This is a genomic window from Micromonospora sp. CA-244673, assembly GCF_050948395.1.
Taxonomy (GTDB): Bacteria; Actinomycetota; Actinomycetes; order Mycobacteriales; family Micromonosporaceae; genus Micromonospora.
In genome coordinates, this window is record NZ_CP192019.1 from 1,067,834 (window position 1) to 1,086,326 (window position 18,493).

Annotated in this window: 18 protein-coding genes; 10 read left to right on the forward strand and 8 right to left on the reverse strand. The window is 73.7% G+C overall.

What is annotated here, in order from left to right; all coding sequences use genetic code 11:
• Window positions 1–65: 65 nt before the first annotated feature.
• From ACQP12_RS05300 to ACQP12_RS05315, 4 genes are all read left to right on the forward strand, one after another.
• Window positions 66–2,345, forward strand: a complete 2,280-nt coding sequence (locus tag ACQP12_RS05300; protein ID WP_433285451.1) for a putative bifunctional diguanylate cyclase/phosphodiesterase — start codon at window positions 66–68, stop codon at window positions 2,343–2,345.
• A gap of 127 nt (window positions 2,346–2,472) precedes the next feature.
• Window positions 2,473–3,105 carry a hypothetical protein gene (locus ACQP12_RS05305; protein ID WP_433285453.1) on the forward strand — a complete coding sequence of 211 codons (633 nt, stop codon included), beginning with the start codon at window positions 2,473–2,475 and terminating at the stop codon, window positions 3,103–3,105.
• A gap of 151 nt (window positions 3,106–3,256) precedes the next feature.
• Window positions 3,257–4,015 carry a MerR family transcriptional regulator gene (locus ACQP12_RS05310; protein ID WP_433285455.1) on the forward strand — a complete coding sequence of 253 codons (759 nt, stop codon included), beginning with the start codon at window positions 3,257–3,259 and terminating at the stop codon, window positions 4,013–4,015.
• A gap of 50 nt (window positions 4,016–4,065) precedes the next feature.
• Entirely contained in the window at window positions 4,066–4,350 is a 285-nt protein-coding gene (locus tag ACQP12_RS05315) for a putative quinol monooxygenase (protein ID WP_433285457.1), read from the forward strand.
• 48 nt (window positions 4,351–4,398) lie between these two features.
• On the opposite strand, the gene ACQP12_RS05320 is transcribed toward ACQP12_RS05315, so the two are convergent.
• Window positions 4,399–5,916, reverse strand: a complete 1,518-nt coding sequence (locus ACQP12_RS05320) for a GntP family permease (RefSeq protein ID WP_433285459.1) — start codon at window positions 5,914–5,916, stop codon at window positions 4,399–4,401.
• Window positions 5,917–5,962: 46 nt separating this feature from the next.
• Window positions 5,963–7,504, reverse strand: coding sequence for a gluconokinase (locus tag ACQP12_RS05325; protein ID WP_433285461.1), 1,542 nt, complete (start codon window positions 7,502–7,504; stop codon window positions 5,963–5,965).
• A gap of 255 nt (window positions 7,505–7,759) precedes the next feature.
• Between ACQP12_RS05325 and ACQP12_RS05330 the strand changes: the two genes are divergently transcribed.
• Window positions 7,760–8,923, forward strand: a complete 1,164-nt coding sequence (locus ACQP12_RS05330; protein ID WP_433285463.1) for a hypothetical protein — start codon at window positions 7,760–7,762, stop codon at window positions 8,921–8,923.
• 15 nt (window positions 8,924–8,938) lie between these two features.
• On the opposite strand, the gene ACQP12_RS05335 is transcribed toward ACQP12_RS05330, so the two are convergent.
• Entirely contained in the window at window positions 8,939–9,517 is a 579-nt protein-coding gene (locus ACQP12_RS05335; protein ID WP_433285465.1) for a hypothetical protein, read from the reverse strand.
• Between the two features lie 110 nt (window positions 9,518–9,627).
• Between ACQP12_RS05335 and ACQP12_RS05340 the strand changes: the two genes are divergently transcribed.
• Window positions 9,628–10,797: an aminoglycoside phosphotransferase family protein gene (locus tag ACQP12_RS05340; protein WP_433285467.1), complete on the forward strand. Its 1,170-nt coding sequence runs from the start codon at window positions 9,628–9,630 to the stop codon at window positions 10,795–10,797.
• Window positions 10,798–10,816: 19 nt separating this feature from the next.
• On the opposite strand, the gene sigJ is transcribed toward ACQP12_RS05340, so the two are convergent.
• Entirely contained in the window at window positions 10,817–11,734 is a 918-nt protein-coding gene (sigJ, locus tag ACQP12_RS05345; protein WP_433285469.1) for an RNA polymerase sigma factor SigJ, read from the reverse strand.
• Between the two features lie 101 nt (window positions 11,735–11,835).
• On the opposite strand from sigJ, the gene ACQP12_RS05350 reads away from it, so the two are divergent.
• Entirely contained in the window at window positions 11,836–12,204 is a 369-nt protein-coding gene (locus ACQP12_RS05350; RefSeq protein ID WP_433285471.1) for a hypothetical protein, read from the forward strand.
• 228 nt (window positions 12,205–12,432) lie between these two features.
• On the opposite strand, the gene tnpA is transcribed toward ACQP12_RS05350, so the two are convergent.
• Window positions 12,433–12,849, reverse strand: coding sequence for an IS200/IS605 family transposase (gene tnpA / locus ACQP12_RS05355; RefSeq protein WP_433285473.1), 417 nt, complete (start codon window positions 12,847–12,849; stop codon window positions 12,433–12,435).
• 23 nt (window positions 12,850–12,872) lie between these two features.
• Here tnpA and ACQP12_RS05360 point away from each other — a divergent pair, with 23 nt between their 5' ends.
• On the forward strand, window positions 12,873–14,105 hold the full coding sequence (locus ACQP12_RS05360; RefSeq protein WP_433285475.1) for an RNA-guided endonuclease InsQ/TnpB family protein: 1,233 nt from the start codon (window positions 12,873–12,875) through the stop codon (window positions 14,103–14,105).
• 105 nt (window positions 14,106–14,210) lie between these two features.
• On the opposite strand, the gene ACQP12_RS05365 is transcribed toward ACQP12_RS05360, so the two are convergent.
• The 3 genes from ACQP12_RS05365 to ACQP12_RS05375 all read right to left on the reverse strand — a co-directional run bounded on the left by ACQP12_RS05365 (window position 14,211) and on the right by ACQP12_RS05375 (window position 16,345).
• The gene (locus ACQP12_RS05365; RefSeq protein WP_433285477.1) at window positions 14,211–14,945 is read right to left on the reverse strand and encodes a YqjF family protein; all 735 of its coding nucleotides are present in this window, start codon (window positions 14,943–14,945) and stop codon (window positions 14,211–14,213) included.
• 24 nt (window positions 14,946–14,969) lie between these two features.
• Entirely contained in the window at window positions 14,970–15,842 is an 873-nt protein-coding gene (locus tag ACQP12_RS05370) for an alpha/beta fold hydrolase (RefSeq protein ID WP_433285479.1), read from the reverse strand.
• Between the two features lie 155 nt (window positions 15,843–15,997).
• The gene (locus tag ACQP12_RS05375; RefSeq protein WP_433289137.1) at window positions 15,998–16,345 is read right to left on the reverse strand and encodes a VOC family protein; all 348 of its coding nucleotides are present in this window, start codon (window positions 16,343–16,345) and stop codon (window positions 15,998–16,000) included.
• A 171-nt stretch (window positions 16,346–16,516) separates the two neighbouring features.
• Here ACQP12_RS05375 and ACQP12_RS05380 point away from each other — a divergent pair, with 171 nt between their 5' ends.
• Complete coding sequence (locus ACQP12_RS05380; protein ID WP_433285481.1) at window positions 16,517–17,764, forward strand: RNA polymerase sigma factor; 1,248 nt, start codon at window positions 16,517–16,519, stop codon at window positions 17,762–17,764.
• 77 nt (window positions 17,765–17,841) lie between these two features.
• Window positions 17,842–18,492 carry a DUF998 domain-containing protein gene (locus ACQP12_RS05385; RefSeq protein WP_433285483.1) on the forward strand — a complete coding sequence of 217 codons (651 nt, stop codon included), beginning with the start codon at window positions 17,842–17,844 and terminating at the stop codon, window positions 18,490–18,492.
• Window position 18,493 lies beyond the last annotated feature (1 nt).

Here is an 18,493-nt window from a genome sequence, read left to right on the forward strand (position 1 = left end):
TCGTCATCGACGAGGGTGCACGCCCCGAGAGAGAGCCGGAGCGAATCGTTGTACCGCAGCAGCACGTGAGCCTCGCCGCCGTGGCGCCGGCCCGTCGCCCGCTCTCCGGCCGTGTCGGGCTCGTCGCGGCCGCCCTCGTCGTACTCGGGGAAGCGGTGTGGCTGGTCGCCGGCCTGCCGGGCGGGGCCCTGGTCAGCGACCTCGGCGCGGTGACGCTGGCGAGCTGGGCGGCGGTGGCCTGCGTCGGCGTCGCCCGGCGGCACCCGGCCCCGCTGCGCCGGTTCTGGACGCTGCTCGCGGCCACCATGGTCCTCGCGGCGCTCGGCCGGACCGTGTGGACGGTCGAACGGCTGGGCGGGCACGACCTGCCGCACACCCCGCTGGTCGGCGGGCTGTTCACCGCCGGCATCGTCACCGGCACCGCCGCGCTACTCTGCTCCGTGGCGGCCCCGCGCAACCTGGTCGGGCAGGCCCGCACCCTGCTCGACGGGGTGATCGTCGGGCTGGCCCTCATCCCGATCGGCTGGGTGGTCGTGTTCCGCGACCTCGCCGCCGCCGACCTGGCCGATCCGCTGCGCACCTTCGGGCTGCTCTACCCGATGCTCGACCTGATGCAGCTCACCATCCTGGTGGCGGTCGCCGGGCCACCCCGCCCGATGTGGCGGGCGCTCACCGTGATCGGGGTCGGCCTGGCCACCCGGGCCGTCGCCGACACCGTCTACGTCTCCCTCGTCGCGCACGGCAGCTACGCCCCCGGCCACCCGATCGACGTCTGCTGGCCGCTGAGCTACCTGCTCATGGGCCTCGCCACCCGGTACCCGCACCCGCCCTCCTGCCCCGAGGAGGAGGACACCGGCGACTCGCCGCTGCCGCCGTGGTGGCGGGTCGCCCTGCCCTACCTGCCCGTGGGCGGCGCGATCGTCGCCGTGGTGCTCTCCCGCCGGCCCACCGGCCAGACCCCGCACCTGATCTTCCTCGGCATGATGACGCTGCTCGGGGTGCTCGCACTGCGCCAGGGGCTGGCCGCCAACGAGAACCTGCGGCTGGTGGCCCGGCTGCGCCGGCTCGCGTACTCCGACCAGCTCACCGGCCTGCCCAACCGGCTCACCTTCACCCGGCGGCTGCGCCGCGCCCTGCGCGACGGCGGCCCGGTCGCCGTGCTGCTCCTCGACCTGGACGGGTTCAAACAGGTCAACGACCGCTTCGGGCACGCCGCCGGTGACCGGCTGCTGAGCACCATCGCCGAGCGGATGGGGGACGCGACCGGCTCCGACGGGATGATCGCGCGGCTCGGCGGCGACGAGTTCGCCGTGCTGGTCGCCGGGGACCGGCCGGTGCCGCCCGAGCGGCTCGCCGTCCGGCTCCTCGCCGCCCTCGAACCCCTGCCCGGCGAGGAGGACCTGGGCGTGCACCCCTCGGCCAGCATCGGCATCGCCGAGTACGGCCCGCAGCACACCTCCCACACCGACCTGCTCCGCGACGCCGACATCGCCATGTACGCGGCGAAGGCGGCCGGCAAGTCCGCGTACCGGACCTGCACCCCGCAGCTGCGGGAGTCGGCGGTGACCCGGGCCGAGCTGATCGCCGACCTGCGCCGCGCGGTCGACGAGGGGCAGCTGTTCATGGAGTTCCAGCCCATCGTCGACCTGTCCACCGGCGCGGTACGCAGCGCCGAGGCGCTGGTCCGCTGGCGGCACCCCCGGCTCGGGGTGCTCACCCCGGCGCGGTTCCTGCCGCTGGCCGAGGAGACCGGGCTGATCATCGCGATCGACCGGTGGGTCATCCACGAGGCGTGCCGGGCGGCGGCCACCTGGCGCGAGCACTCTCCCGAGGTCACCGTGGCGGTCAACATCGCCGCCGCCCACCTGCGCCGGCCCGACCTGATCGCCACGGTCACCGAGGCGGTCGGCGTGGCCGGCCTGCCACCCCGCGCCCTCACCCTGGAACTCACCGAGTCGGCGCTCATCGAGGGGAGCGAGGCGGTGCTCGACCGGCTGACCCAGCTCCGCGACCTCGGGATCGGCATCGCCATCGACGACTTCGGCACCGGCTACTCGTCGCTGAGCTACCTGCACCGGATCCCGGCCACCGAGCTGAAGATCGACCGGTCCTTCGTGGCCCGCCTCGACGCCGACGACGCGCGGGCGTACGCCACGGTGGAGATGGTCAACCGGCTGGCCGGCGCGTTCGACCTGGCCGTCGTGGCCGAGGGCGTGGAGACCGGCGGCCAGCACGCCGCGGTGACCGCGATCGGCTGCATGCACGGCCAGGGCTGGCGCTACGGCCGCCCGGTCGCCCTGCCCGAGCTGCTCCACGCGCTCACCCCGGTCGACGCGGCCCGCTGACCGGCCCGGCCGGTGGCGGGTCGAAGGTCCCGGGCAGGACAGGGGATTCGGCCCTGCTGATGGTGCCCGGTCCACCGCCACGATGGTGTCAGCAACCGACGAACACCATCCATACAGGAGTTCAGACATGAAGCGACGGACACTCGACCTGTTGTTCAGCATCGGTGGGCTGGGCCTCGCGGTCCTGCTGCTCGTCGTCGGCGTCGTCCTGACGAGCAACGCGAACTTCGCCAACCGCTACGTGCACGACCAGCTCGCCGCCCAGCACATCAGCTTCACCCCGGCCGACAAGCTGAGCGACGAGGAGAAGAAGTCGGACTGCCTGCGCGAGCACGCCGGCAAGCAGCTCACCACCGGCAAGCAGGCCGAGTGCTACGCCAACGAGTACATCGGCCTGCACCTGAAGTCCATCGGCGGCGGGAAGACGTACGCCGACCTGGGCGCGCCGCAGACCGCCCTGCGCGAGCAGGTGGCCCAGGCCGAGCAGGCCAACGCCGCCAACCTGGCCGACCTGCAGAAGCAGCTCGCCGACGTCACCGCCCAGCGGGAGACCGTGTTCAAGGGCGAGACCCTGCGCGGCCTGCTGCTCACCTCGTACGGGTTCAGCGAGTTCGGCCGCAAGGCCGGGCAGGGCGCCCTGGCCATGTACCTCGGCGCGGCGCTGCTCCTGCTGCTCTCGGTCGCCGGCCTGGTGCACGCCTTCCGGACCCCGTCCAGCGAGACGTTCGCCGCCCCCGAGAAGGAGCGGGTCACCACCTGACCCGGTCCCCGATCGCCCCCGGCCTCCCGTCCCCTCGGGGGAGGCCGGGGGCGATCGCCGTTTCGCGCCGGGCCGACCGTGCGGGCCGCAGAATCGGGCTTGACCCTCACGCAACGGGAGGCGGCAGCCTTGGTCGCGGAAGGGAGGAACCATGGCGTACACGGTGGGTCAGGTGGCGCGGGCGGCCCGGGTGACGGTCCGGACGCTGCACCACTACGACGAGATCGGGCTGCTCTCGCCGGGCGGCCGCACCGCGGCGGGCTACCGCCGCTACGACGACGCGGACCTGGAACGGCTGCAGCTGATCCGGGCCTACCGGGAGCTGGGGTTCCCGTTGGAGGAGATCGCCGAGATCCTCGACGACCCGGGCGGCGACCCGCTGCCGCACCTGCGCCGGCAGCACGAGCTGCTGAGCGGGCGGATCGGGAAGCTGCGGGACATGGTCGCGGCGATCGAACTCGCGATGGAGGCGAGGAAATTGGACATCCAGCTCACCCCGGAGGAACGCTTCGAAGTGTTCGGGGACTTCGACCCGGACGAGCACGCCGAGGAGGCCGAGCGGCGCTGGGGCGGCACCGACGCGTACCGGCAGTCGACCGAGCGGGCGGCCCGCTACTCCAAGGACGACTGGCTGCGCAACAAGGCCGAGAACGAGGAGTGGGGGCGGCGGATCACCGAGCTGATGGCGTCGGGCGCGCCGGCCGACTCGCCGGAGGCCATGGCGCTGGCCGAGGAGCACCGGCAGCTCATCAGCCGGTGGTTCTACGACTGCTCGTACGAGATCCACACCGGCCTCGCGGACATGTACCTGGCCGACCCGCGGTTCACCGCGTACTTCGAGAGGATCCGGCCGGGGCTGGCCGCGTACCTGAACGAGGCGATCCACGCCAACGCGATCAGCCGGGCCTGATCCGCCCCGGGTGCCAGGATGGGCCGGACGGCTCAGCCTCGGGAGGTCATGTGTTCATCGTCGCCGGCACCCTCTACGTCGACCCGGTCCAGCGGGACGCCTACCTGGCCTCCTGCGCCGACGTCGTCCGGGCGGCACGCTCGGCGCCGGGTTGCGTCGACTTCGCGGTGAGCGCGGACCTGGTCGAGCCGGGCCGGATCAACGTCTACGAGCGGTGGGAGTCCGACGAACAACTGCTCGACTTCCGCGGCTCCGGGCCGGACGGGGAACAGGCCGCGATGATCCTCGGCGCCGAGGTGCACCGGTTCCGCATCTCCGGCGTCGAGGCGCCGTGACGCGGGCGCCCGACCGGCCGGGTCGGGCGCCCGCGCGGCACGCGGCCGCTACAACACCAGGTCGAGCAGGAGGACGCCGGCGAAGCCGACCACCGAGATGATCGTCTCCATCACCGACCAGGTCTTGATGGTCTGCCCGACGGTCAATCCGAAGTACTCCTTCACCAGCCAGAAGCCGGCGTCGTTGACGTGCGAGAAGAACAGCGACCCGCAGCCGATCGCCAGCGCCAGCAGTGCCACCTCGGGGCCCTGCAGGGTGGCCGCGAGCGGCGAGACGATGCCGGCGGCCGTGATGGTGGCGACGGTGGCCGAGCCGGTGGCCACCCGGATCCCGACCGCGACCAGCCAGCCCAGCAGCAGCGGCGACAGGTTCGCGCCCTCGGCGGCGTTCGCGACCAGGTTGCCGACGCCCGCGTCGACCAGCACCTGCTTGAAACCGCCGCCTGCCGCGACGATCAGCAGGATGCCGGCGATCGGCGGCAGCGAGCCGCCCAGGAAGCCGGAGACCTGGCTGCGGCTGAATCCCGTCCGGTAGCCCAGGAAGATCATCGCGAAGATGACCCCGGCCAGCAGCGCGACGATCGGGGTACCCACGATGTCGAGCGCCTTCCGGCCGCCGGTGTCCTCGGCCAGGGTCAGCTCGCCGATCGCGCGCAGCAGCATCAGCACGACGGGCAGCAGCACGGTGACCACGGCGGCCCAGAGCGCCGGTTCGCGGCGGGAGCGCCGGCCCGCCGGCTCGTCGATCGGCGCGCCGGGGCGGCCGGTGCCCGGGTTGACCAGGTCGTCCTCGGTGACCAGGTCGCCGTCGGCGTCGAGGCGGCCCTCGCCGGGGCGGGTCGGCCGCCGGTCCCCGCCGGCGGCGAGCGGCTGCCGGGTCGGCAGCAGCGCCTCCGGGGCGGTGGCCGGCACGTAGCGGGCGATGAAGTTGCCGAAGACCGGCCCGGCGATGATCACCGTGGGGATCGCCACCAGCAGGCCCAGGGCCAGGGTCTGGCCGAGGTTGGCGCCGAGCGCGTCGATCGCGACCAGCGGGCCGGGGTGCGGCGGCACGAGGCCGTGCAGCACCGACAGGCCGGCCAGCGCCGGGATGCCGATCTTGATCAGCGGCACGTCGACCCGGCGGGAGACCAGCAGCACGATCGGCACCAGCAGCACGACGCCGACCTCGAAGAAGAGCGGGAGCCCGATCAGCGCGGCCACCCCGGCCATGGCCCACGGCAGCGCGCCGCCGGAGACCCGGCCGACCACCCGCTCCACGATGCTGTCCGCGCCGCCGGACTCGGCGAGGAGGCCGCCGATCATCGCGCCGAGGGCGATGAGCAGGCCGACGCCGCCGACGGTGGAGCCCACCCCGCCGCTGAACGAGGTGACGATCTTGTCGGCGCTGACCCCGGCGACCACCCCGAGCACGGCCGCGCCGAGGATCAGCGCCAGGAACGGGTGCACCTTGCCCCAGGCGATGAGCACCACCACGGCGGCGATGCCGAGCAGGGCGGCGATGACGAGCTGGGTGTCACCGGCGTTCGTGAGGGGTTCCGCCGGTGCGGCGAGCAGTGTGACCACGGCAATCACGACCTTCGGTAGTCGTCCGTGCCTCCGGGACGGGCGATCACTGGGGAGGAGCGGTGGGTGGTGGCTCCGGCGGCAGGCTCGGGGCCAACCGCCGCAGCGACGCGAACGTCGGCACGAGCGCGTCGTACAGCTCGGAGAAGAGCGGCAGCAGGGCCGCGTACGTGGCGGCGGAGGCGGGGTCCGGGCGGACCGTCTCCTCGATCCGGACCAGGTCGGCGGCCACCTCGATCGACTCGATCAGGCCGAGCGCCTGCATGCCGAGCAGGGCCGCGCCGAAGCTCGAACCCTCGTGCCCGGCCGGGAAGCGCACCGGCATGCCGAGCGCGTCGGCGAGGATCTGCCGCCACAGTGGGCTGCGGGCGAAGCCGCCGCTGGCGCGGATCTCGCGCACCTCGTTGCCGGCCGCCCGCACCGAGGCGAGGACCAGGGCGAGCTGCTGGCAGACCCCCTCCAGCGCGGCCCGTACCAGGTGCGCCCGGCCGTGCCCGTGGGTCAGCCCGACGTACGCGCCGCGGGGCAGCGCGCTCCAGTGCGGCGCGCGCTCGCTGAGCAGGTACGGCAGCATGATCAGCCCGCCGGAGCCGACCGGCGCCCGGGCGGCCAGGTCGAGCAGCTCCTCCTCGGCGCGCTCACCCAGCTCGGGGGCGAGCGCCTCGTTGGCCCACTGGAGGACGATCCCGCCGTTGTTGATCGCCCCGCCGACCACCCAGCGGTGCTCGGTCAGGGCGTAGCAGAAGACGCCGCCGAGCGGGTCGACGCCGGGCCGTTCCACCATCACCCGCATGGCCCCGCTGGTGCCGATCGAGCAGGCCACCTCGCCGGGATGCACCGCGCCGATCCCCAGGTTCGCCAGCGGCCCGTCGCCGGCGCCCACCACGAGCGGGGTGTTCGCGGGCAGTCCGGTGGCCCGGGCCGCCGCGGCGGTCAGGCCGGGCAGCACGTGGGTGGTGGGGACGAGCTGGGGAAGCTGCTCCTCGGTGATCCCGGCGATGCGCAGCGCCTCGGCGTCCCAGGCCAGCCGGTGGATGTCCATGAGCCCGGTGGCGGAGGCGACCGAGTGGTCGGTGACCAGCGCCTCGGCCAGCCGCAGCAGCACGTAGTCCTTGATGCTCACCCAGTGCGCAACCCGTTCGTGCAGCTTCGGTTGCTGCTCGGCGAACCAGACCAGCTTGGGCAACGGCGCCATCGGGTGCACCGGCGTGCCGGTGCGGCGGTGGATGGCCAGCCCGGAGGGTACGGCGCGCAGCCGCTCGGCCTGCGCGCTGGCCCGCGAGTCGGCCCAGGTCACCGAAGGGGTGAGCGGGGTGCCGTCGGCGTCCAGCCCGATGAGGCTGTGCATGGCGGTGCTGAACGACAGCCCGGCGACCGGCACGCGCAGCTCCTCGACCACCGCCCGGATCGACCCGACCACCGCATCGAAGATCCGTGCCGGGTCCTGCTCGGCGTACCCCGGTTGCGGCTCCTCCAGGGGATAGCCGATCGAGTGGGTGGCGAGCTGCCGGCCACCGGTGTCGTACGCGACCGCCTTGGTGCTGGTGGTGCCGATGTCCACCCCCACCACGACGGCCGGGTCGCCCACCGGTGCACCTCCCTCGCGTGCCGGGGGTCGCGGCGCGTCCCGCCCTGCGGCTGACGTTACCCACGCACCGACCCCCTCGCACGGCGAAGCGGCGCCGCCCGGGGCGCGGCCACGGGACGCGGAACATTCCGCCTTCCGTGTCGCGCAATCACCCTTTCGGTCAATTCGGCGACTTGTGCGTGTCTTGGCACCCCCGCGCCGCAGTTGACATGAATGACACCCCGATTGGTGGGCTCGCGCGGCGGAGGAGTCGGCGTGGCGATGACTGATTCGACGGGTTCCACATGGCGCTACCGGTGGGCGCACCGGCAGAACGACCGGCGGCAGCGGGTCTTCCGCGCGGCCGACGAGGCGTGGCGGCGCCGTGACGACGAGCTGCGGCGGCTGCGTGCCCTCGCCGGGTCCTTCCACGGCTCCACCGAGGCCGGCGACGGCCTGCCCATGGAGCTGGGCCCCGGCGAGGTGGTCTTCTGGACGCTGCCGGCCGCCCAGCTCGTCGAGGTGCGGCACACCGCCGTTCTGCCGGCCCCCGAGCTGACCGTCGACCCGGAACCGCCGATGCTGCGCCCGCGCCGCCCCGAAGGGGTCAAGGTCGCCGACGCCGGCCTCGCCGTGCTCACCAACCGGCGCCTCGTCCTGCTCGGCGGGCGGGGCCGGCGCGACTGGACGTACGGGCGGATGACCGGGCTGTCCCACGACCCGGGGGCGCCGGTCACGCTGATCCAGGTGCTCGACCGGCGGCGCACCTCCGGTCTGCTGCTGCCCACCGGCGCGGTGGCCGACTTCCGGTTCAAGCTCACCCTGGCCTTCGCCGACGCCATCGAGCAGCGCGCCGCGGTCGTCGCCCAGCTCGACGAGCTGATCGCGGAACACGAGGCGGTGCGGCCCACCCGGCCGGCCGTGCTCACGCCGGCCCAGGCCCGGGTCTCCGCGCTGCTCCCCGGTGGCCGGCGGACCGTCGCGGTCGGCGTGGCCCTCGCCCTGATCGTGCCGGCGATGCTCTTCGAGTCCGACCCGCCGGTGCGCCCCGGGTCGGACATGGCCGCCGCGGCCACCCCGGAGGCCACCGCCACCCCGGCGCCCCCGCCGGTCGCCCCCGCCGTCCAGGTCAAGCCCGGCCCCGGGCCGCAGCGCACCCGGCCCGCGCCGGCCGCGCCGCCGGCCCGGAGCGCCACGCCGCGGCCGGCCGCCGAACGCCGCTGCGGTGCCCCGGCCAACCCCTACGGGTACGACTTCTGCGGCGGCTCCCGCATCCGCAAGCCGGCCCGGGCGGTCTGCGACTGGTTCGACTGCGTGCCCGGCTTCTGGTCCGGCCGCGGCTGGCTGGTGCAGTGCCGCGACGGCACCGTCAGCCTGACCGGCGGGCGGCGCGACGCGTGCGCCGGCAACCAGGGCTTCCGCCGGACCTTCTGGACCTGACCGTCCAGGCCGGACCTATCCGAGGCGCGGCGCGGGGGCCGACGGACGCAGCGGGAGCAGGCCGGCGAGGACCAGGGCCGCGCCGACCGGCAGCAGGTCCAGGTTCACGGCGATCGCCACGAACCCGACCAGCACCAGCACCGGCGCCCACACCGGCAGCAGCCGCGCCGCGGCGGCCCGGTACAGCAGCACCAGCAGGCCCACCTCGAACAGCGCCGGCCCGCCGAGCAGAACCAGGTCCGGCGTCCGCACCGCGTCGGCGAAGCGCGGGAACAGGTCGCCGAGGATCACCCAGATGAACGCGGCCGAGCCGACCAGGGCGGCCAGCGCCGCCACGTCGTCCACCGCCCGGAGCCGGGTCGAGCGGGTACGCAGCACGCCGTGCAGACCGACGGCCAGCACGGCGAACCCGAGGATGCCGAGCAGGAACAGGGTGTGCCCGGTGTTCCACGCCCACGCGCCCTTGTCGCTGTGACCGTCCAGGCGGTCGATCAGGCGCAGCAGGCCGTAGCCGAGGAGCAGCAGCGACGCGGTCACGGCCACCGGCCGCAACCAGGGATACGCGGGACGCGTCCGGGAATCGGTGAGGGTCATGACTCTCAGCCTCGTCTCAGGTTCGGCCGGGAACATCCGGGCCGACCCCCCACCGGGCCCCCGGATTAACCGCTCGCGCCCCGCAGGGGTGCGCGGCTAGCGTCCGGCCCGTGTCCCGCACCGTGACCCTGGTCCTGGTCGACGCCGACGGCCGGCCGCTCGGCGCCCTGCCCCCGTACGACGTGCCGGAGCCCTGGTGGCAGCAGGTCGCCTCGATCGTCGACGAGGCCCGACGCCGGTACGGCGTCGACGTGGCCGTGCTGCGGCTGCTCACCGGTGACCGCCCCGCACCGCCCGGCGGCCACGTCACCTACCTGGGCCAGGTCACCGAGCCGCCCGCCGTACCCCTGACCCCGGCGCCGGTGGACCTCGCGCCGCACCCGCTGCGCGCCCCGTACGCCGAGCCCGGCGGCCCGGCCCGCAGCATCGCCTGGGCCACCGGGGAGCTGTGCCGGCTCGGCCGGCCGGTGACCGCCGTGGCGCAGCAACGCACCTGGAACCTGTCGGCGATCTGGCGGCTCGACGGCCCGGCCGGCAGCGCCTGGCTCAAGCAGGTGCCCGCGTTCTTCCGGCACGAAGCGGCGGTGCTGCGCTGGCTCGGCACCGCCGCCCCCACGACCGGCCCCACCCTGCTCGCCGCCGACGACACCGGCCGGATGCTGCTCGACCACGTGCCCGGCGAGGACCGCTACGACGCCGGCGAGGCCGAGCGGGCCGCCGTCGCCGCCGCGCACCACGCCGTCCAGCTCAGCGCCGCCGGCGACGCCGCCGCGCTGGTGGCGGCCGGCGTACCCGATCTGCGCGGGCCGGCGCTGGCCGGCTGGATCCGCGACCGGCTGGCCCCGCACGACCAGACCGTGGCCGCCGACCTGATCTCCGGCCTCGACGACCGGCTCGACCAGGTCCGCGACTGCGGCCTGCCCGACACCCTCGTCCACGGCGACCTGCACCCCGGCAACGTGCGCGGCGACGGCACCCGGCGGACCGTCATCGACTGGGGCGACGCGTTCGTCGGCCATCCCGCCTTCGACATCCTGCGCCTCACCGAGACGCTCGACCCGCCCGTCGCCGGCCGGCTGCGTGACGCGTGGGCGGCGGGCTGGCGGGCCGACGTGCCGGGCAGCGACCCGCAGCGCGCCGTCGAGCTGCTCCGCCCGGTCGCCGAGCTGCGGCTGGCCGCCGTGTACGCGATGTTCCTCGCCGGCATCGAGCCGAGCGAGCACCCCTACCACCGCGACGACGTGCCGGCCTGCCTGGCCCGGGCCGCCGCGGCCGCCTGACGCGCCGCATCCACAGCTGCTAGGCCTCCCGCGCCCACGGCCGCAGCTTCTCCGGGTTGCGGACCGCCCAGATCCGGGTGACGCGCCCGTCGGCGACGTCGAACGAGGCCACGGTCACGACGACGCCGGCACGCTGGGCCACCAGGCCCGGCACACCGTTGACCGACCGCTCCAGGAGTTCGAGCCCCGGGGCCAGGTCGGCGATGGCGACCATGTACTGGGCGATGCGCGCGCCGCCCTCGACCGGGTGCGGGACGGTGCCGACCAGGCCGCCGCCGTCGGCGGTCATGACGGCAGCCGGGTTGAGCAGGCCGACGAGGGCGGCGATGTCCTTTGTCTCCCATGCCTTCTTGACGTGCCGCACCACGTCGGCCTGGTCGGTCGCCGCCGCGGGAGCGCGCGCGACGCTCACCCGCCGCCGGGCGGAGGCCGCCAGTTGCTTGCAGGCACCCGGTGTCCGGCCGAGGACCTCGGCGATCTCTGCGAACGGATACCGGAAGACCTCGTGCAGGACGAACGCCACCCGCTCGGCGGGCGTCATCGTCTCCAGGACGACGAGGAAGGCCATGTCCACCGACTCGTCCAGAACGATCTGGTCGGCGGGGTCCGCACGGCCGGTGGGGCCGGACCCACCCGGCTGGCCCCACTCGGTGCGGTCGGGCAGCGGCTCGGGCAGCCACGCGCCGACATAGCGTTCACGGCGGGCGCGCGCCGACCCGAGCAGATCCAGACAGATGCGGCTGGTCACCGTCGTCAGCCAGGCGCCGGGGGACCGGATCTCCTCCTGCCGGCTTCGCGGCAGCCCGTACCAGCGCGCGTAGGCATCCTGCACGGCGTCCTCGGCCTCGGTCACCGAACCGAGCAACCGGTACGCCACATTGATCAGTTGGCCGCGCTCGCCGGCCACCTCAACTTCGCTGGTCGCGACAGTCCCCACGCTTCCGGCCGCTCCCTCGCCTTACCTTTCGCCGCCCCACGTCGTCGGGCTGGTGAGACCCTATCGACCTACTGCCCGAGGGCGGAAAAGGGGACTGTGACATGGCCACCCAGGTGACGGCGAACCCAGCACGCGGCTCCTCGTTCGTGCAGCTCGCGATCGCCCTGCAGACCCTGACCATCTTCATCCAGGCGATCTCCGCCGGACTGCTGCTGACCTCGTCCTACGGGGAGACGCTGCACAGTGTCGGCGCCCGTGTCATGTACGGGGCGTCGATGCTGTACGTGCTCGCGGCCGTGCTGGCGTGGAAGCCGGGCGGCGGCTCGCCCCGGCCGATCTGGCACGCGTCCGGATTCCTCGTACTCGCCTCGGCCCAGGTCGTGCTGGGCATCGCGCACGTCCCGTCCGTCCACCTTCCTTTGGGCGTCCTGATGTTCGGTCTGAGCGTGCTGGCGCTGGCCCGGCGCTGAGGTCCGATACGGGGCTTGTCGGGACCGAGGCGTACGCGGCGCTCCGGCTGGTGTTCGAGCTCGTCAGACAGACCCAGCTCGGGCGGGCGGCCGACGGCGTGGTGCGCGGCCTGCCATGGACCGCCCCGGCCCGGCGCGATCCTCGGCTACGAGGGTGCGGGCCAGTGCTCCGTTCTTCAGGGCGGGGGTAAAAGCCGCGCGGAAGGAGTGGTTCGGCCTGAATGTGCTCTAGCCTGGCTGGTTCTGCTGTGCGATGTATTGGCGCAGGACGGCCCGCGGTGGGCCGTCGAGTGAGCCGGCAAAGTATGAGGCCGACCAGAGCTTGTTGGCCTGGTAGTAGTGGGGCACGAGTTCGGGGAATTCCTGCCGCATCCGGCGGGAGGACACGCCTTTGAGGCTGTTGACCAGCTTTGACAGGGCGACCTTGGGCGGGAAGTTGACCAGCAGGTGCACGTGCTCGCCTTCGCCGTTGAACTCCACCAGTTCGCACTCGAAGTCCGCGCACACCGCCCGCATGATCTCCTCCAAGCGGGTCAGGTGCCGGTCGCCGAACACTCTATGTCGGAACTTGGTCACGAAGACCAAGTGGGCGTGCAGGACCGACACGCAGTACCTGCCGCTACGAACATCGTCGATCTCGGCCATAGACCAATGCTAAACTGTCCACTGTGCAGCTTCGCTACAACTACCGCGTCTACCCGACGCCTGACCAGCAGGAAGCTTTGGCCCGGGCGTTCGGGTGCGCGCGGGTCGTGTTCAACGATGGGCTGCGCATTCGCCAGTCGGCGCGCGAGGACGGGCTGCCGTACGTGCCGGACGGTGAGCTGTCCAAGCGGGTGATTACCGACGCGAAGAAGACGCCCGAACGGGCATGGCTGGGCGAGGTTTCGGCGGTGGTGCTCCAGCAGGCCCTCGCGGATCTGAACACCGCCTACCGGAACTTTTTCTCCTCGATCACCGGCAAGCGCAAGGGTCGAAAGGTCGGTCCGCCCCGGTTTCGTTCGCGCAAGGACAATCGGCAGGCGATCCGGTTCACCGCCAATGCCCGGTTCAAGGTGCTGGACAACGGTCGGCTGCGGCTGCCGAAGATCGGGGACCTGGCGGTGCGGTGGTCGCGGGCGCTGCCGGCGGAGCCCACGTCGGTGACGGTCATCCAGGACGCCGGCGGACGGTACTTCGCCTCGTTCGTGGTGGCCGTCTCCGACCAGCCGCTGCCCCCGGCCGGCGCCGAGGTGGGCATCGACCTGGGCCTGACCCACTTCGCGGTCCTGTCGGACGGCACGAAGATCGCGGCGCCGAAGTTCCTGCGTCGCGCCGCGCGCAAGCTGCGCCGGTTGCAGCAGGACCTGTCCCGCAAGCAGCGGGGCAGCGCGAACCGAACCAAGGCCGCCGTCAAGGTTGCGAGGGCACACGTCCGGGTGGCCGACACGCGGCGGGACTGGCAGCACAAACTCTCGACACGGATCATCCGTGACAATCAAGCGGTGTATGTCGAGGACCTGTGTGTGGTTGGTCTCGGCCGCACTCGGCTGGCGAAATCGGTGAACGATGCCGGGTGGGCGTCGTTCACGGCAATGCTGGAGTACAAGGCCGCCCGGTACGGGCGCACCTTCGGCAGAATCGACCGGTTCGCGCCGACGTCGCAGACCTGCTCGGCCTGCGGCCGGCTCGACGGACCCAAGCCCCTGAACGTCCGGTCATGGATCTGCCCCTGCGGCGCAGCCCATGATCGGGATGTCAACGCGGCTAAGAACATCCTCGCGGCGGGACGCGCCGAGAGCCTAAACGCTTGTGGAGCGCAGGTAAGACCGGCACCCGTGCCGGCGCAGCGCCGTGAAGCAGGAATCCGCCCGCACGCCGCGTGTGCAACGCGCAGCGTGGAGGGAATCTCCGCCCTTTAGGGCGGGGAGATCGTCAACGCGCTGGCTGTCGCACCCGACCTCGGCCGGGTACGCCGCTGTCGGCCCGACGTCCGCGCGGCACCCGCGACCCGCTGCGCTGAGACCTCAGCCCAGCCGCGCGGGGCCGCCGAACACGACCGGGATGCCGGGGGAGTGCAGGACGCTCACCGGCGGCCCGGCCGGCGTCGGCAACCCGGCGGCGGTGACCAGCTCGTCGTCCAGGTGCAGCAGCTCGGCCCGGTGCAACGGCCACCGGGGATGCCAGTTCGGCAGGTGCAGGGTGCGCCCGTACGCCCGGGTGTGCAGGCCCCAGCGGGCGGTGAGGAAGTGCTCCAGCGGCGTCGGGTCGGCGATCGGCGCACCGACCCGGACCTCCATCCGGCTCGACGCGCCGGCCGGGCCGGGCCAGCGGCGCCGGCAGCGGTAGGTGAGGCGGTCCCCGTCCCGCTCCAGCCGCATGGCCGACCACTTGTACGGCAGCCGCAGGCTCAGCTGCGCCACCAGCACCGGCACCAGCCGGGACGCGTCGAGCGAGCGGAACACCACGGCCCGCCGCCCCGTGCCGTCGACCGAGTAGAGCCGGACGTTGGTCTCCCAGAACGTCCCGAAGTACGGCACGCCCGGTCCCCGGCCGAAACCCAGCCCGACCATCCGGAAGCCGATCAGCCCGACGTAGCTGAGCCCGTCGAGGGTGTCGGGCCGGGTGCCGGCCGGCAGCAGCGGCGCCACCATTTCCGGCGTGACCGCCCAGTGCAGGAAGGTGAGATCCCGCCAGCGCTGCCCCAGCCACGCCCGCGGGAACGACCGCACGGGCGCGCAGTCGACCGGCTCGATGTCCACCCACCCATCGTGCCCGTCCCCCGGTCAGGAAAGGAACGCCAGCAGGTGCCGGAGCGTCTCGTCGGGCGCCTCCTCGGGCAGGAAGTGCCCGGCCGCCACCGGAGCGCCCTCGACCTGATCGGCCCAGGCCCGCCAGACCTCAAGGGGCCGGTACCAGGTCGCCACCGGGCCGGCGTGACCCCACAGCGCCAGCACCGGACAGCCGATCCGCCGCCGGCCCCGGTCGGCCCGGTCGTGCTCGTAGTCCAGGGTCGCCGCCGCCCGATACTGCTCGCAGATCGCATGGACGGCATCCGGCCTGCGGAGCTGCGCCACGTACTCGGCGCGCACCGCCGCGGGAAAGGCGTCCGGCACCTCGGACAGGTCGTCCAGCATGTGCTCGACGATGACGTCCGGTGCCCCGGCGACCAGCCGTTCCGGCACCGGCTCCGGCGCGGCCAGGAACGACCAGAGCCAGAACCCGAGGCTGAAGGCCATGTCGGCTCGGTCGAACGCGTCGCCGGTGGGCACGATGTCGAGCACCGCGAGGCGGGTCACCGCATCCGGATGGTCCAACGCCATCCGGTACGCGCACCGCCCGCCACGATCGTGCCCCACCACGGCGAACCGCTCGTGGCCCAGCAGCCGCATGACCTCCACCTGCTCGGCGGCCACCCGGCGCATGCTGTACGGGGCGTGATCCGGCGCGCTCGGCGGCGCCCCGCTGTCACCGAAGCCCCTCAGGTCGGTGGCGACCACCGTGAACCGCTCCGCGAGCCGCGGCGCCACCCGGTGCCACATGAGGTGCGTCTCGGGCATGCCGTGCAGCAGCAGCACCGGCGGCCCGTCACCACCCCGGCGCCCGTGGATGGTCGTGCCAGAGGTGGCGACGTCCAGCACCTCGAAGCCGTCGAACACCGAATGCCGCCCCCTCGCCGGGCCCTCGTGGGCCCGCCCGGTTCAACGACCGGGAGCCGGCGGCAGAGCGGCGGCCCGGCGCTCAACGCGCCGGGCCGCCGCCGGACCGGTGTTGCCGCACCGGGTCCCGAGGCCGGCCGGGAAGCGTGGGCGCCTCACTCCGGCCGGTGGCAGACCGCCTCGACGTTGTTGCCGTCCGGGTCGCGGACGAACGCCCCGAAGTAGGTCGGGTGGTATTCCGGCCACACCCGCGGGGCGTGCAGCATCTCGGCGCCGGCGGCCACCGCGGCGTCGTGGAACGCCCGCACCGCGGCCCGGTCCGGGGCCGTGAAGGCGATGTGCGCCTCCAGCGGCGCGCCGGCGCCGGCGGGTGCGGGCACCAGCCAGAAGTCGGGGCTGTCGACGCCGTAGCCGATCGGGCCGGGCTCCATGATCCGGCGGCCGCCCAGCGGGGCGAGCACCGCGTCGTAGAAGGCGGCGGCGGCCGGCAGGTCGCGCACCATGACGGAGAAGTGGTCGAGCACAGCGGCCTCCCAGCGATCGACGGTGGCCGTGCCAGGCTACGAACCGCCTACGACGTTTCCCGGCCGCTGGGCGCGGGTCGTGGCGATCCGCCGTCGTGCCCGCTCTCACAGGTGCTGGCGAACGTCGGTCTGGCCTGCTGTGATGTGCCCGTGGGAGAGTCCGACGCGCGGCGCACCGTCGAGGCGGTGTGGCGTATGGAGGCGGCCCGGGTGGTCGCCGGCATCGCGGCCCTGGTCCGTGACGTCGGCCTGGCCGAGGAGCTCGCCCAGGATGCCCTGGTGGCCGCCCTCGAACAGTGGCCGCGCGACGGCGTCCCGACCAACCCGGGGGCGTGGTTGACCACCGTCGGCAAGCGCCGGGCCGTCGACACGCTGCGCCGCAGGCAGACCCAGCAGCGTACGCTCGCCGAGCTCGGCCGCGACCTCGACGAGCAGGTCACCCCGGACTTCGACGCCGGCCTGGACGAGCACATCGAGGACGATCTGCTGCGGCTGATCTTCGTGGCCTGCCATCCGATCCTCTCGCCGATCGCCCGCGCCGCGCTCACCCTGCGGCTGGTCGGCGGCCTCACCACCGGCGAGATCGCCCGCGCGTTCCTCACCACCGAACCCACCGTCGGCCAGCGCATCACCCGCGCCAAGCAGACCCTCGCCACCGCCCGGATCCCGTTCGAGGTGCCCGGCCCGGCCGAGCGCGCCGAACGCCTCGACTCGGTCCTCGAAGTCGTCTACCTCATCTTCAACGAGGGCTACTCGGCCACCGCCGGCGACGACTGGATGCGCCCCACCCTCGCCCAGGAGGCGCTGCGCCTGGTCCGGCTGCTCCAGGGGCTCATGCCCGACGAACCCGAGGTGCACGGCCTCGCCGCGCTGCTGGAGATCCAGGCGTCGCGCACCCGCGCCCGCACCGGCCCCGACGGCACGCCGATCCTCCTGAACGACCAGGACCGCGGCCGCTGGGACCAGTGGCTCATCCGGCGCGGCCTCGCCGCCCTCGACAGGGCCCGCACCGGCCACCCCGGCCCGTACGCCCTCCAGGCCGAGATCGCCGCCTGCCACGCGCGGGCGCGTACCCCCGAAGAGACCGACTGGGCGCGGATCGCGACCCTCTACGCGGAGCTGGCCCGGCTCGTGCCCTCGCCCGTGGTGGAGCTGAACCGGGCCGTCGCCGTCGCCCAGGCCGACGGGCCCGCCGCCGGCCTGGAACTGGCCCGGGAGCTGGAGTCCGAGCCGGCGCTGGCCGGCTACCACCTGCTGCCGAGCGTGATCGGTGACCTGCTGTTCAAGCTCGGCAGGCTGCCGGAGGCCAGGGCGGAGTTCGAGCGGGCGGCGTCGCTGACCGGCAACGCCCGGGAGCGCGCGCTCCTGCTCGACCGCGCCGCCGCGTGCGGCGCGTAAAAAATCTTGAGAAGTCATGTCGGATCCCGGCCACCTCGATCGACGCGTCAGCGAGAACCGATGACGAGGAGATCGAGATGACCAGCACGACGCTCACCCGGGCCGGGACCGCACGGGGTGTCCCGACCGTCACCCTGCTGGCCGCGGGCGCCGCGGCCGGGCCGCTGTTCCTCGGCCTGGGCCTCGCCCAGGCGTTCACCCGCGACGGCTTCGACCTGAGCCGGCAACCGCTCAGCCTGCTGGCCCTCGGCGAGCACGGCTGGATCCAGATCGCCAACTTCGTCGTCTCCGGGCTGCTGGCCCTCGCCGGGGCCGCCGGCTTCCGCCGGGCCCTGCGCGGCGGGCCCGCCGCGACGTGGGGACCGGCGCTGGTCGCGGTGCTCGGCGTCGGGCTCGTCGTCGCCGGGGTGCTCCGCGCCGACCCGAGCATGGGCTGGCCGGCCGGCGCGCCGGAGGGCAACCCCGAGACGATGAGCTGGCACTCCTACGGCCACGGGGTCGGGGCGATGCTCTCCTTCGGCGCGCTCACCGTCGCCTGCCTGGTCTTCGCCCGCCGCTTCGGGCGGGTGGGCGCGCTGGCGTCGGTCCTCGTCGCCCTGGTGACGGTCGCCGTCATGGCCTGGCCCGACCAGGACAGCGTCAGCGTCCGGATGGTGCTCGGCTCGGCCCTGGTCTTCGGCTGGCTCACCGCGGTTTCCCTGCACACGATCACCGAGAGGAAGCACTGAG